This window comes from Amycolatopsis sp. SB7-3 (genome assembly GCF_041021335.1).
Classification (GTDB): Bacteria; Actinomycetota; Actinomycetes; order Mycobacteriales; family Pseudonocardiaceae; genus Amycolatopsis; species Amycolatopsis japonica.
The window spans coordinates 143606-159038 of the sequence record NZ_JBFPJQ010000005.1 but is presented as its reverse complement, the minus strand read 5'-3'; the positions used below and the strand labels follow the sequence as shown (position 1 = coordinate 159038).

General features: G+C 72.0%; 2 protein-coding genes. Both read right to left on the bottom strand.

What is annotated here, in order from left to right; genetic code table 11:
* Positions 1–12 precede the first annotated feature (12 nt).
* Positions 13–9801, bottom strand: a complete 9789-nt coding sequence (locus AB8M46_RS30955; RefSeq protein ID WP_394362503.1) for a type I polyketide synthase — start codon at positions 9799–9801, stop codon at positions 13–15.
* A 418-nt stretch (positions 9802–10219) separates the two neighbouring features.
* Positions 10220–15430 carry an SDR family NAD(P)-dependent oxidoreductase gene (locus tag AB8M46_RS30950; RefSeq protein ID WP_394362502.1) on the bottom strand — a complete coding sequence of 1737 codons (5211 nt, stop codon included), beginning with the start codon at positions 15428–15430 and terminating at the stop codon, positions 10220–10222.
* Positions 15431–15433 lie beyond the last annotated feature (3 nt).

Below are 15433 nucleotides of genomic sequence, written 5' to 3'. Positions count from 1 at the left end.
AGGTCAGGCGGTTCAGGACGCGCCGAGTTCGTGATCGAGCAGGTCGAACAGTTCGTCCGCGGTGGCCGACTCCAGCGAGTCGTCGGCCTCGGCGGCGGGCTCGCCGGTCCACGCCGCCAGCAGCGTGCGCAGGCGCGCGGTGACCCCGGCGCGGTCCCCGTTCGCCGGGGCGGCGGTGGCCAGCAGCGCTTCGAGCCGGTCGAGCCCGGCGTGCACCGACGCGGTGGTGGCCACCCCTTCGGCGGGCAGTTCGGCCGCGAGGTGCCCGGCGAGCGCGGCCGGGTTGGGGTGGTCGAACACCACCGTCGTCGAGAGTTTCAGCCCGCTCAGCGCGCACAGCTGGTTGCGCAGTTCGACCGCGCTGAGCGAATCCATCCCGAGTTCGACGAAGCCCTTGCCCGGATCGATCGCTCCGGCGCCCGCGTGACCGAGCGCGGCGGCGACCTGCTCGCGCACCACCTCCAGCACCGCGTCGTCGCGTTCGGCGCCGGTCAGGCCCGAAAGCCTGTCCTGCAACGCCGGACCGGTGGGAGCGGACGCGGCGCGCCGGGACGGAGCCCGCACCAGTCCCCGCAGCAACGGAGGCAGCACCGCGGGATCCACATCACGGAGCGAGGACGGCGTCAGCGCCATCGGCAGCACCACCGGCCCGGCGCCGGAGGCCGCGTCGAACAGGGCGAGCCCGGCTTCCGGGGTCAGCGCGGCGATACCGGTGCGGCCCATCCTGGCCAGGTCGGTGTCGCTCAGTTCGCCCGTCATGCCGCCGTCGGTCGCCCACAGTCCCCAGGCGAGCGACGTGGCCGGAAGCCCTTGTGCGTGGCGGTGGCGGGCGAGCGCGTCGAGGAACGCGTTGGCTGCCGCGTAGTTCGCCTGCCCGGGATTGCCGAACGTGGCCGACGCCGAGGAGAACAGCACGAACTCGTCGACGTCACCCGCGAGTTCGTGCAGGTTCAGCGCCGCGTCGACCTTCGGCCGCAGCACCTTCGCCAGCCGCTCCGGGGTCAACGCGTCGACCAGACCGTCGTCGAGTACGCCTGCCGTGTGCACGACGGCGGTCAGCTCATGCCCGGCGAGGGCCGCTTCCAGCGCCGCACGGTCGGCGACGTCGCAGGCTTCGACGGTGACGTCGGCACCCGCGGCCGTCAGGTCGGCCACCAGGTCCTTGGCGCCCTCGGCTTCCAGCCCGCGCCGGGAGACCAGCAGCAGCCGGGTCACGCCGCGTGCGGTCACCAGATGCCGGGCCACCAGCGCGCCGAGTGCTCCCGTACCGCCGGTGACCAGCACCGTCTTGCCGGGATCGAGCGCGACCGGAGCGGCCGCGGCGGTCTTGCGGACCAGCCTCGGCGCGTACGCGACGCCGTTCTCCAGCCGCAGTTCGGGATCGTCGGCCGACACCCGGACCGGATCCCCGGTGGTCTCGGCGATGCCGAACCGGCCGGGGTGTTCGGACGAGGCCGACCGGAACAGTCCCCGTACCGCGGCCTGGGCCAGATCGGTTCCGTCGGTCAGCAGGACGAGCCGATGCGCGTCCAGCCGCTCGTCTGCGAGCCAGTCCCGCACCTGACGCAGTACCCACGCGGTCGCGTCATGTACCGCCTCGGCGGTCTCTCCGGACGGACAGACCAGCAGCGCGACTTCCGGCGTCTTGGCGGCAAGCAAGGCAGCGACGTCCACATAGGACTCTCCGGTGCCGACCCTGACGTCCTCTGTGGACACTTTCTCGGCGGGCACCTCGGTCCACTCGACGTGGAACAGCGAGCTGCTCCCCTGCCGGTTTCCGATCTGCTCCGGCGAAATCCGGCGGAAGACCAGGGAATCGACCGTGGCCACCGTAGCGCCTTCGCCGTCGGTGAGCAGCAGCGAGATCGTGTCCGGAGCGGGCGAGGACAGCCGCACCCGCAACGTCCGCGCACCGGTCGCGGCCAGCGAGACACCCTTCCACGTGAACGGCAGGAACGGTCTCTCGCTCTCACCCTCCAGCCGGAGTTTCGACGCGTGCAGCGCGGCGTCCAGCAGCGCGGGATGGACGCCGAAGCCTTCGACGTCACGGAACCGGTCCTCGGGCAGCGAAACCTCCGCGTAGACGTCGTCCCCGGCCTTCCACGCCGCGCGCAGGCCCTGGAACAACGGTCCGTACTCGAAACCGGTGCCGTCGAGCCGGTCGTAGAAATCCCCGACCGGGATCTCGGTGCCCTCCGGCGGCCAGCTGTCCGGATTCCCGTTCTCGACAGGGGTTCCGGTGGCCAGGAGGCCGGTGGCGTGCCGCGTCCACGGTTCGTCGTCGGCCGCGGCTCCGGGGCGGGAATGGATCTCGATCGTGCGCTCGCCGTCCTCGCCTGGCTCGCCGACGGTGACGTGCAGCCGGACGTCGCCGCTTTCCTGCAACGCCAGCGGGGCCTCTAGGGTCAGCTCGGCGACGGTTCCGCAGCCGGCACGGTCACCGGCGTGCAACGCGAGATCGACGAACGCGGTGCCGGGCAGCAGAGCCGTACCGAGTACGACGTGCTCCGCGAGCCACGGCTGAGTCCGCAGGGAAAGCCTTCCGGTGAACGAGATCCCGCTCCCGCCGGGCACTGGGACGGCGGCGCCGAGCAGCGCGTGCCCGGCCTCGCCGAGCCCGAACGCGGCCGCGTCGCCCGCCGTCGCGCCGGTGCTCGCCAGCCAGAAGTGCTGGTGCTCGAAGGGATATGTGGGCAGCGTGACCCGGCTCGCCGGAACACCGTCGAACACGCCCGCCCAGTCGATCCCGACGCCGTGGACGTGCAGGCGGCCGAGCGTGGTCGCCAGCGCGGCGACCTCGGGGCGCTCCCCGCGCAGGGTCGGGATCAGCACGGTGTCTTCGAGGAAGTCCTTGGCCATTGCGGAAAGGACACCCTCCGGGCCGAGTTCGACGAAGGCGCGCACACCCTCGGCTTCCGCGAACCGGATCGCGTCGTGGAACCGCACCGCCTCGCGGACGTGCCGCACCCAGTACCCGGGCGAAGCGATTTCCGGATCGGGACGGCCGGTCACCGTGGACACGATCGGGATCCGCGGCTCGCTGAAGGAGAGCCCGGACACGACCCGGCGGAAGTCCGCGAGCATCGGTTCCATCAGCGGCGAGTGGAACGCGTGGCTGACCACGAGCCGCTTGTGCTTGCGGTCGGCGAACCGGTCGACGACGGTGGTGACGGCGTCCTCGTCCCCGGACAGCACCACCGCTTCCGGGCCGTTGACGGCGGCGATCGACACGCGCTCGGTGAGCAGCGGGGTCACTTCGTCTTCGTTGGCCTGCAAGGCGATCATCACGCCGCGGGACGGCAGGGCAGCCATGAGCCTGCCGCGCGCCTCGACCATCGTGGCCGCGTCCGCGAGCGACAGGACCCCGGCGACATGCGCGGCCGCGATCTCGCCGACCGAATGCCCGAGCAGCATCGCCGGCCGGACACCCCAGCTCTCCAGCAGCCGGAACAGCGCGACCTCGACGGCGAACAGGGCACACTGCGCGAACGCCGTTTCGTGCACTCGCTCGGTTTCGAGGACTTCGCGCAGCGACAGCCCGAGGCGCGGGTCCAGATGGGCGCACACCTCGTCGAACGCGGCGGCGAACACCGGGAAGCGGGCCGCGAGTTCGGCGCCCATCCCGGGTTTCTGGCTGCCCTGACCGGTGAACAGGAACCCCGGAGCCCCGGCGGTGAGCGCGCCACGCAGCACCGCCGCACTCGGCGTCCCCTCGGCGAGGAGGGCCAGTTCGCGCAGCCGGTCCGGCCCGGTCACGGCGGCCCGGACCTCCAGTCCCGCGCGGGCCGTCGCCAGCGTGTACGCGACGTCGGAGTCTTCCGCGGGGTGCTCTCCCAGCCGCGCGTGCAGCCGGGAAGCCTGAGCCCTCAACGCTTCCTCGGTCTTCGCCGAGAGCACCCACGGCACCCACGTGTCCCCGGCGGCGGGCGGTGCCGCGCTCTCGGGGACCTCTTCGATCAGCGTGTGCACGTTGGTCCCGCTGACCCCGAAAGAGGAGACACCCGCCCGGCGCGGACGTCCGGTGTCCGGCCAGTCCACCGGTTCGGTGAGCAACCGGACGTCACCCGCCGTCCAGTCCACCTCCGTGGTGGGCGCGTCGACGTGCAGGGTCCGCGGCAGGACACCGTGCCGGATCGCCTGCACCATCTTGATCACACCCGCCACACCCGACGCCGACTGCGTGTGCCCCAAGTTCGACTTGACCGAACCGAGCCACAGCGGGTGCTCGCGTTCCCCGCCGTACGCGGCGAGCAAGGCCTGCGCCTCGATCGGGTCGCCCAGACTGGTCCCGGTGCCATGTGCCTCGACCGCGTCCACATCGGACGGCGCGAAACCGGCGTTCGCCAGCGCTTGGCGGATGACCCGTTGCTGAGACGGCCCGTTCGGCGCGCTCAGCCCGTTGGACGCTCCGTCCTGGTTCACCGCCGAACCGCGCACCAGCGCCAGGACGGGATGGCCGAGGCGACGCGCGTCGGAAAGCCGTTCCACCAGAAGGATCCCGGCACCCTCGGACCACGCGGTGCCGTCGGCGGCGTCGGCGAACGCCTTGCAACGCCCGTCCGGCGCGAGCCCGCGCTGACGGCTGAACTCCACGAACGCGGCGGGGTTGGCCATCACGGTCACGCCGCCCGCCAGCGCCAGCGAACATTCGCCGCGCCGCAGCGCCTGGGCCGCGAGGTGCAGCGCCACCAGCGAAGACGAGCACGCGGTGTCGATCGTCACCGCCGGGCCTTCCAACCCGAAGGTGTAGGAGAGGCGCCCGGAGACGACCGCGGTGGCGGTTCCGGTGAGGAAGTAGCCTTCGGTGCCTTCGGGCGCGTCGGTGGCGTCCAAGCCGTAGTTCTGGAAGGAAGCGCCGACGAAGACGCCGGTCGCGCTCCCCCGCAGGGTCGCCGGGTCGATCCCGGCCCGTTCGAACGCCTCCCACGACGTCTCCAGCAGCAACCGCTGCTGCGGATCCATCGCCAGCGCCTCACGCGGCGAGATCCCGAAGAACGCCGCGTCGAAACCGCCCGCGTCGTCGAGGAAGCCGCCTTCACGGGCATAGGTGGTGCCGAGGTGCGCGGGGTCCGGATCGTACAGCGCGTCGAGGTCCCAGCCGCGGTCGCCGGGGAACGCGGCCATCGCGTCCCCACCGTCCGCGACGAACTCCCAGAACTTCTCCGGATCCGTGATCCCGCCGGGGAACCGGCAGCTCATCGCGACGATCGCGATCGGCTCGTCGTCGGTCACCGCCACGGCCGGGGCGGCGTGGGTCCCGGTGACGTCGCCGGTCAGTTCGGCGACGAGGTGCCCGGCGAGAGCCGAGGCCGACGGATGGTCGAAGACCAGGGTCGCGGGCAGCCGCAGCCCGGTGGCGGCGGCCAGCCGGTCGCGGACCTCGACCGCGGTCAGGGAATCGAAACCGAGGTCGCGGAAGGCCCGGTCCGGCTCGACGGCGGCGGCGCCACCGTGGCCGAGGACCGCGGCGGCCTGCGCGCGGACCAGGTCGAGCACGATACGGGCCCGGTCGGCCTCGGGGGCGGCCAGCAGTCCGGCGGCGAATTCGGAGCCGCCCGGTCCGGCGGTGTCGGCGGACAGCGCCTCGCGGACCTCGGGCAACGCGTCCAGCAGCGGCCGGGGCCGGGCGAGGGCGAATCCGGGGGCGAACCGCGCCCAGTCGACGTCGGCGACCGCGACGAAGGTCTCGTCGTGCGAAACGGCCTGGACGAGCGCGGAGACGGCGAGCGCCGGGTCCATCGCGGCCAATCCGAGACGGCGCAAGCGGTCGACGTCGTCCTGGCCGGCCAGCCCGCTGCCACCGCCCCACAGGCCCCAAGCCACCGAGGTGGCGGGCAGGCCCCGGGCACGACGACGTTCGGCGAGCGCGTCCAAGGCGGCGTTCGCGGCGCCGTAGGCACCCTGTCCGGCGCCACCCCAGACACCCGCGTTGGAGGAGAAGAGCACGAAGGCGTCCAGTTCGGTGCCTTCGAGGAGTTCGTCGAGGTGAGCGGCACCGCCCGCCTTGGCGGCGAGCGCGTCGGCGAGTTCCGCCGGGCCGGTCTCGGCGAGCGACGCGGTGGTCCCGACCCCCGCCGTGTGCACGACGGCGTTCGGCGGATACTCGGCCAGCACCGCGGCCAGTGCGTAACGGTCGCCGACATCGCAGGTGGCGAACGTCACCCGCGCACCGAGTCCGGCGAGTTCTTCACGCAACTCGGCCGCGCCTTCGGCCGCCGCCCCGCGCCTGCTGGTGAGCACCAGGTGTTCGGCGCCGTTCCCGGCGAGCCACCGCGCGACGTGGGCGGCCACCGCCCCGGTGCCGCCGGTGACCAGGACGGTCCCGCGCGGTCGCCATTCCGGCGCGACGGCGTCCCCGAGCGGCGCCCGCACGAGCCGCCGCAGGTAAACCCCGGACGACCGGACGGCGACCTGGTCTTCGCGGCCACTGGTGAGCACCCCGGCGAGCCGGGCCGCGGCGCGTTCGTCGAGTTCCTCCGGAAGGTCGACGAGGCCGCCCCAGCATTCGGGGTGTTCGAGGCCGATCGCCCGGCCGAGGCCCCACACCGCGGCCTGCGCGTTCGGGACCTCCGACCGGCCGACGGCGACCGCGCCGGTGGTGGCGATCCACAGTGGAGCGTCGAGTCCGTCGAGCCTTCGGACGAGGTCCGTGGTCGCGGCGAGCCCGGCGGGTACCACCGGATGGTCCGCATGCGGCCGTTCGTCTAGGGCCAGCAGGGAAAGCACGCCGTCGACCGGCTCGTGCGGCAGTTCGTCATCGGGGCCCGCGAGCAGGACACGGGCGCCGAGCCGGGTGAGCGCCTCCGCGACGGGCGGCACCGGGCCGGGCGGGACGACCAGCAGCCACGTCCCGTCGAGGGTGGCCGCGGCCGCTCCGGTGGCCGGGATCCAGTCGATCCGGTACCGCCAGCCGTCCACTGTGGACTTTTCCAGGCCGGAGCGACGCCAGGCGGAAAGCGCGGGAAGCACCGCGTCCCAGGCTCCCTCCCCAGCGGGCACGGCGGCGTCGAGCGCGCCGGTGTCGGCCTGGTCGACGGCCGCCCAGAAGCGCAGTTCGGCATCCGTCCCGCCCTGCCGGGCGACGGCGGCGTCGAGCCAGTACGGCACCCGCTGGAAGGCGTAAGTAGGCAGGTCGACCCTGGTGGCGCTGGGCCACAACGCGGCCCAATCCGGGCGGAGGCCGCGTACGTGTGCCTCGGCCAGCGATGTCAGGAACCGGCGGAGGCCGCCCTCGTCGCGGCGAAGCGAACCGAACGCGACCGCGTGGGCTCCGCGTTCCTCGATGGTTTCGGTGACGCTGCCGGTCAGCACCGGATGCGCGCTGGCTTCGACGAAGAACCGGTGACCGTCGTCGAGCAGCCGCTGGACGGACCGGTCGAACCGGACGGTGGCCCGCAGGTTCCGGAACCAGTACTCGGGGGTCAGCCCGGCCGTGTCGAGGGGTTCCCCGGTCACCGCCGAGTAGAACGGCACGGTGGACGCGCGGTGTTCGACGCCGGCGAGCAGGCCGAGCAGTTCCTCGCGCAGGACGTCCACCTGCGGTGAATGCGAGGCGTAGTCCACCGGGATCCGGCGGGCGCGCACGCCGTCCGCCTCGCAGGCGGCGACGAGCCCGTCGAGCGCCTCGGGATCGCCGGAGACCACGACCGACGCGGGTCCGTTGACCGCGGCCACGGCGATCCGGTCGCCCCATTCCGTCAGCCGAGGGAGCACGTCGTCGCGGCCGAGGGCGACCGCCACCATTCCCCCGGCGCCCGAAAGCGCGAGGATCGCCTTGGCCCGCAAGGCGACGACCTTGGCGGCGTCGGCCAGCGACAGCGCGCCGGACACGTACGCGGCGGCGATCTCGCCCTGGCTGTGCCCGGTCACGGCGTCGGGTTCGACCCCGCACGCCCGCCACAGCGCCGCCAGCGACACGTTGACCGCGAAGAGGGCGGGCTGCACGACGTCGACGCGCTCCAGCGCCGTCGCGTCGCCGAGTACGTCGGTGAGCTTCCAGTCCACAAAGGACGAAAGGGCACGCTCGCAGTCGAGCAGTGCGGCCCGGAAAACCGGTGAGGAATCCTTGAGCTCCAGCGCCATCCCGGCCCATTGCGAGCCCTGCCCGGGAAAGACGAACGCGACCTTGCCCGGCGGCAGGGCGATACCTTCGACCAGCCCCGCCGCGGGCGCCCCGGCAGCCAAGGCGTCGAGCGACGCTTCCGCATCGGCCACCACGACGGCGCGGTGCTCCAGTGCGGCACGGGACGTCGCAAGCGAGAAAGCGGTGTCGGTCAGGGATTCCGTCTGGCGAAGGTGCTCACGCAGCCGGGCGGACTGCGCGCGCAGAGCCTCGGCGCTCCGGGCGGACAGGAGCAGCGGTGTCACCCCGTCGCCGAGCGGAGATTCGCCGTCACGCTCGGCGGATTCGGCCTCCGGCGCCTGTTCGACGATGACGTGCGCGTTCGTGCCGCTGACGCCGAACGACGAGATCCCGGCGCGGCGCGGTTCCCCGGTCTCCGGCCAAGGGCGGGCTTCGGTGAGCAGTTCGACCGCACCCGCTTCCCAATCCACTTTGGACGACGGGGTGTCGACGTGCAGGGTCATCGGGGCGATCCCGTGCCGGATCGCCTGGACCATCTTGATCACGCCGCCGACCCCGGCGGCCGCCTGAGTGTGCCCGACGTTCGACTTCAGCGAACCGAGCCACAGTGGACGGACGCGCTCCTGCCCGTAGGCGGCGAGCAGGGCCTGCGCTTCGATCGGGTCGCCCAGCGTCGTCCCCGTGCCGTGCGCCTCGACGACGTCGACCTGGTGCGGCGCGAGGCCGGCGCTGTCGAGCGCCTGCCGGATCACCCGCTGCTGCGACGGACCGTTCGGCGCGGTGAGCCCGCTGCTCGCGCCGTCCTGGTTGACCGCGGTACCGCGCACCACGGCAAGGACCGGATGCCCGTGGCGACGAGCGTCGGAAAGCCGTTCGAGCAGCAGGATCCCGGCGCCCTCGGCCCAGCCGGTGCCGTCGGCCGCGTCGGCGAAGGGCTTGCAGCGGCCGTCGGGCGCCATCCCGCGCTGACGGCTGAACTCCACGAAGGTCTCGGGCGAGGCCATCACGGTCGCCCCGCCCGCCAGCGCGAGCGTGGATTCCCCGCGCCGGAGCGACTCGGCGGCGAGGTGCAACGCGACCAGCGAAGACGAGCACGCGGTGTCGATGGTGACGGCGGGGCCTTCGAGACCGAAGGTGTAGGCGACGCGGCCGGAGGCGACGCTCCCGGCGCTGCCGTTGCCGAGGTAGCCCTCGAACTCGCGCAGTTCCTCGGCGCGGGGGTCGAGCCTGGAGCCGTAGTCGTTGTACATCACCCCGGCGAACACGCCGGTCCGGCTGCCGCGCACGGAAAGCGGGTCGATCCCGGCGCGTTCGAAGACCTCCCAGGCGGTCTCCAGCAGCAGACGCTGCTGCGGGTCGACGGTGAGCGCCTCGCGCGGGCTGATACCGAAGAACGCGGCGTCGAACTCGTGGGCGTCGTAGAGGAAACCGCCCTCACGCGTGTAGGTCTTGCCGTGCCGCGCGGGGTCGGGGTCGTAGAGGGCCTCGACGTCCCAGCCCCGGTCGGCGGGGAAGCCGCCCACCGCGTCGGTGCCCGCGGCCACGAGATCCCACAGCTGCTCCGGGCCGCGGACGCCGCCCGGGTACCGGCAGGCCATCCCGATGATCGCGATCGGCTCGTGCTCCCGCGCCTCGGCCTCCCGCAGCCGGGCCCGGGTCCGATGCAGGTCGGCCGACACCCGCTTGAGGTAGTCGCGCAGCTTCTCCTCGTTCAGCATCAGTAGCCAACCTCTTCGCGCCGGGAAAAACGAAATGCCACTCGAGGAAAAGCTAGGTGAGCTGCGAAGAGGCGGACAACCCCTAGCCGCCCCTACGTCCCCTTAGGGAATAGGCGACGACCAGGGGCACTTTCGAAAGCCACTTTCGAGACCCGCCCAGTCGAGCCACCGCCCGGGGGGGGGTGTCGCGAAAGCCACTTTCGAGACATGTGACGTCCCGAAAGTGGCTTTCGCGACATGCCCGAGGCAAGCTGGTCGCCCCAGATGGTGGTGAGGGCCTCCTTCGCTACCCCGCCGACGTGGCTCCGGTCGAGCCACCGCCTCGGGGGTGTTGCGAAAGCCACTTTCGCAACGTTGAAGGTTGCGAAAGTGGCTTTCGCAACACCCGGGAACGACATGCAGAAAGCATTCTTACCACTCAAGAAGGTTTAAGCACATTATCGATGAAAGCGAACATTTCCTCATCGTCCGCCGATTCGAGTTTTCCGTCGATTTCCTCGGCCGGGTCTTCCCCGCCTTGGAGCGTGCCCAGAAGGGCCCGCAGCCGGGCGGTGAGCCGGGCCCGTTCGGCCTCTCCGGGGTCGGCCGCGGTCAGCGCGGCGGCGAACCGGTCGAGTTCGGCGTCGAGGCCCGGACCGGCGGACTCGGTGGCCAGTTCGGCCGCCAGGTGGGCCGCGAGCGCTCCGGCGTTGGGCCGGTCGAAGACGAGTGTGGGCGGCAACCGCAGGCCGGTCGCCTCGGCGAGCCGGTTGCGCAGTTCCACGGCGGTCAGCGAGTCGAAGCCCAGTTCGAGGAACCCGCGATCCTCGGCGATCGCGTCGGCCGATTCGTGCCCGAGCACGGCCGCCACCCGGACCCGCACCACCTCCAGCAGCAGCCGGACGCGTTCGGCCTCCGGTTTCCCGGCGAGGTCGCGTTTCAGCGCCTCGGCCGTGCCCGACGTCTCCCCCGACCGGCGCGCGGGAACGCGCACCAGGCCGCGCAGCAGGGCGGGGATCTCGGTGGCCGGGCGGCCCCGGAAAGCGGTCAGGTCGATTTTGGCGGGGACGAGCAGCCCGTCCGCGCCGGCCACGGTGGCGTCGAACAGCGCCAGGCCTTCCTCCGTGGAAAGCGCGGTGACGCCCGCGCGGGCCATCCGGCGGACGTCGGTGTCGTCGAGTTCGCCGGTCAGCTTGCTGCGTTCCGCCCAGAAACCCCAGGCGAGGGACACGCCCGGCAGCCCCTCGGCGCGACGCCGGAGCATGAGGGCGTCGGCGTAGGCGTTCGCCGCGGCGTAGCCCGCTTGCCCCGGGTTGCCGAACACGCCGGCCGCCGACGAGAACACGACGAACTTGCGGACCGGCCCGGCGAGTTCGTGCAGCACGCGGGCGCCGTCGGCCTTCGGGGCCAGCACGGTGCCGAGCCGGTCCGGGGTCAGACCGTCGACGAGCCCGTCGTCGAGCACAGCGGCGGCATGCACCACCGCGGTCACCGGATGGGCGGCCAGCAGCGCACGCACCGCCGCCGGGTCCGCGACGTCGCAAGCCGCGACGGTGACCTGGGTGCCCCGCTCCGCCAGGTCCGTGATCAGGTCTTCCGCGCCGGTGCCCGTCCGCCCGGTCAGCACCAGTCCGCGTACACCGTGCCGGACGGCGAGATGCCGGGCCAGCGCCTGGCCGAGCCGTCCGGTGCCACCGGTGATCAGCACGATGTCATCGGGCGTCCAGTCCGGTTCACCCGCGTCGGCGGCCGCGACCCGCGCGAGCCGGGGAACCAGCGGTTTGCCGTCGTGGACGGCGACCTGCGCTTCCCCGGTCGCCAGCGCGGTCCGGACCTCGTCGTCGGTCCGCGCGTCGATCAGCACGAACCGGCCCGGATGCTCGGCCTGGGCCGACCGCACCAGACCCCAGACCGCGGCCGTCACCGGATCCGGCGACGCGCTCGCCACCGCGCCCGACGTGAGCACGACGGTCGTGGCCGTCGAATCCGCCTGGATCCGCTTCAGGACCTCCTCCAGGACCGGCCGCAGTTCGCCTTCGGGGCAGCGCCACACCACCGGCTCTTCCGGCGACGGCGCCCCCACCGGAGCGGGGACCCAGTCGAGCCGGAACAGCGAATCCCGGTGGCGTCCGAGCTGGGCCGGGGAGATCGGGCGCAGGCCCAGTTCCCCGACGGTCAGCACCGGGGCACCGGTCTCGTCGGCCGCGGTGAGCGAGCCACCGTCGGGGGCCGGGGTCAGCCGGACCCGGAGTTTCGCCACGCCCGTGGCGTGGAGGGTCACGCCGGACCAGGTGAACGGCAGCCGCACGGTTTCGTCCCGGGCGCCGAGGCCGAGGGTGTGCAGGGCCGCGTCGAGCAGGGCCGGGTGCACACCGAAGCGGTCCGCCGCCTCACCCGCGGGCAGGTCGACTTCGGCGAACACATCGTCGCCCTGACGCCAAGCCGCGCGCAGCCCCTGGAACACCGGGCCGTAGGCGAGGCCGAGTTCGGCGAAACGGTCGTAGAGATCGGACACCGGCACCTCGGAGGCGCCGGGAGGCGGCCACTCGGCGAGAGACACCGTCGAGGGCGCGCCCGCGGACAGCGTTCCCTGTGCGTTGCGGATCCACGGTTCGGCGGAGTCCTCCGGCCGTGAATGCACGGACACGGCACGGCGGCCACGCTCGTCGGGCTCCCCGAGCACGACCTGCAGCGCCACGGGCCCGTCGAGGACGAGCGGGGCTTCCAGAGTCAGTTCGTCGATGCTGTCGCAGCCCACCTCGCGACCCGCGCGCAAGGCGAGTTCGACGAACCCTGTGCCCGGCAGGAGCACGGTGTCCAGGACGGCGTGGTCGGCGAGCCAGGGCTGGGTTTCCGGCGAGATCCGGCCGGTGAGGACGAGGCCGTCGCCGTCCGCGAGCGGCAGGGCGGCGCCGAGCAGCGGGTGGTCCACCACCGTCTGCCCGAACGCCGACGCGTCGCCGCTCGCGGCCCCCGCTTCGAGCCAGAACCGCTTGTGCTGGAAGGCATAGGTCGGCAGGTCGACCCGTTCGGCGGGCGGCAGCACAGCGGACCACGAGGGGCTCAGTCCCTGTGTGTGGGCTTCGGCGAGCGACGCGACGAACCGCTCCGCACCACCCTCACCCCGACGCAAACTCCCCAGAGCGACAGCGTCCTCGCTGATCCCGGGAACCAGAACCGGATGCGGACTCGTCTCCACGAAGAACCGGAAACCATCCTCCAGCAACCGATCCACCGTCGCCGCGAACTGCACCGTCCCCCGCAGATTCCGGAACCAGTACGCCGCATCCAATTCCAAAAGCTCATCGGTCACCGTCGAATAGAACGGAATCACCGGCGCCTGCGGCGAAATACCCGCCAACGCCGACACCACATCCCGCTCGATCGCATCGACATGCGCCGAATGCGAGGCGTAATCCACCGGGATCCGCTTCGCTCGCACGTCCAGCAGCTCGCATCGCTTGATCAGCGCTTCCAACCCCGCGACATCACCGGACACCACCACCGCAGACGGCCCGTTCACCGCCGCCACCGACACACCCTCCGGCAGCAACTCACGCACCCGGTCCTCCGAGGCAGCAACCGACACCATGCCACCGAGCCCCGACAACGCCAAAATCGCCTTACTCCGCAAACACACAACCCGCGCAGCATCATCCAACGACAACGCGCCCGCCACACACGCAGCAGCGATCTCGCCCTGCGAATGTCCCACCACGGCCGCGGGTTCGACTCCGCACGCTCGCCACAACCGCGCCAACGACACCATCACCGCGAACAACACCGGCTGCACCACATCAACCCGCTCCAACGCAGCCGCATCCGACAACACATCCGACAACTTCCAGTCCACAAAGGACGACAAAGCCGTCTCACACTCAGCCATCGACTCAGCGAACACCGGAGCAGCCACCACAAGCTCCTCCGCCATCCCCACCCACTGCGAACCCTGACCCGGAAACACGAAGACGGCTTTGCCCGCTTCGGCGGTACCGGTCAGGACCCGCGCGGCGGGTTCGCCCTCGGCGAGGGAACGCAGGCCGCCGAGCAGTTCGCCGAGGTCTTCGGCGAGCACGACCGCCCGGTGCGGCAACGCCGACCGTGTGTCGGCGAGAGCTCGCGCGATGGCCTTCGGTGAGGACTCGCCTGTCAGATGTGCAGCCAGCTTCGACGCCTGGGCGGCCAAAGCCTCTTCGCTGCGACCGGAGAGCACGAACGGCAAAGCAGCGGAATCGAGCACCCGAGTGTCCACAAGAGACTCTGCTTCGACGGGTGGCGCCTGCTCCAGGATCACGTGCGCGTTGGTGCCGCTGATCCCGAACGACGAGACCCCGGCCCGGCGTGGTTCCCCGGTCTCCGGCCACGGCTGTTCCCCGGTCAGCAGCGAGACCTCGCCCGCCGACCAGTCCACATGCGACGAAGGAGCGTCGACGTGCAAGGTGCGCGGCGCGATGCCGTGCCGGATGGCCTGCACCATCTTGATCACCCCGCCGACCCCGGCGGCGGCCTGCGTGTGGCCGATGTTCGATTTGAGGGAACCCAGCAGCAGCGGGCGTTCCCGGTCCTGGCCGTAGGTCGCCAGCAGCGCCTGCGCCTCGATCGGGTCGCCGAGGGTGGTGCCGGTGCCGTGTCCCTCGACGACGTCCACCTGCCCCGGCGCGAGCCGGGCGTCGGCGAGCGCCTGGCGGATGACCCGTTGCTGAGCGGGACCGTTCGGCGCGGTGAGCCCGTTCGACGCGCCGTCCTGGTTGATGGCGCTGCCCCGCAGCACCGCGAGGATCTGGTGGCCGTTGCGCTGGGCGTCGGAAAGCCGTTCCACCAGCAGCATTCCGACGCCTTCTCCCCAGCCGGTGCCGTCGGCAGCTTCGGCGAAGGCCTTGCAGCGGCCGTCGGCGGCGAGCCCGCGCTGACGGCTGAAGTCGACGAACGCGGCGGGATGGGTCATCACGTTCACCCCGCCGACGAGGGCGAGCGTGCATTCCTCGCGACGTAAAGACTGCGCGGCGAGGTGCAGCGCGACCAGCGAAGACGAGCACGCCGTGTCGACCGAGACCGCGGGCCCCTCGAGACCAAGGGTGTAGGCGATGCGGCCGGAGGCGACGCTGCTGAAGTTCCCGTTGCCGAGATAGGGCTCCAGCTCCGGCGGGATGTCGGTGAGCACGCCGGTGTAGTCGTTGTGGATGACGCCGGCGAAGACGCCGGTGCGGCTGCCGCGCAGGGTCGCCGGGTCGATCCCGGCGCGTTCCAGCACCTCCCAGGCCGCTTCCAGCAGCAACCGCTGCTGCGGATCCATCGCCTGGGCCTCACGCGGTGAGATCCCGAAGAACGCGGCGTCGAAATCCCCGGCGTCGTAGAGGAATCCGCCTTCGGAGACGTAGGTCTTGCCCGGGGTGTCGGGGTCGGGATCGAAGAGCCCGCCTAGATCCCAGCCCCGGTCGCCGGGGAACTCCGACAACGCGTCGGTCCCGGAGGCGACCAGGTCCCACAGCTGTTCGGGCGAGCGGACCCCGCCGGGGAAGCGGCAGCTCATCCCGACGACGGCGATCGGCTCGTGCCCGGCCTCCTCCAGCTCGACCAGCCTGCGCCGCGCGCGCCGCAGCTCACCGGTCGCCCACTTCAGGTTCTCCAGCAGTTTCTCATCGCCCGACACGGG

Excerpts from the sequence above, each read along its gene's own strand:
- AB8M46_RS30955 (WP_394362503.1), bottom strand. The coding sequence starts at position 9,801 with ATGCTGAACGAGGAGAAGCTGCGCGACTACCTCAAGCGGGTGTCGGCC.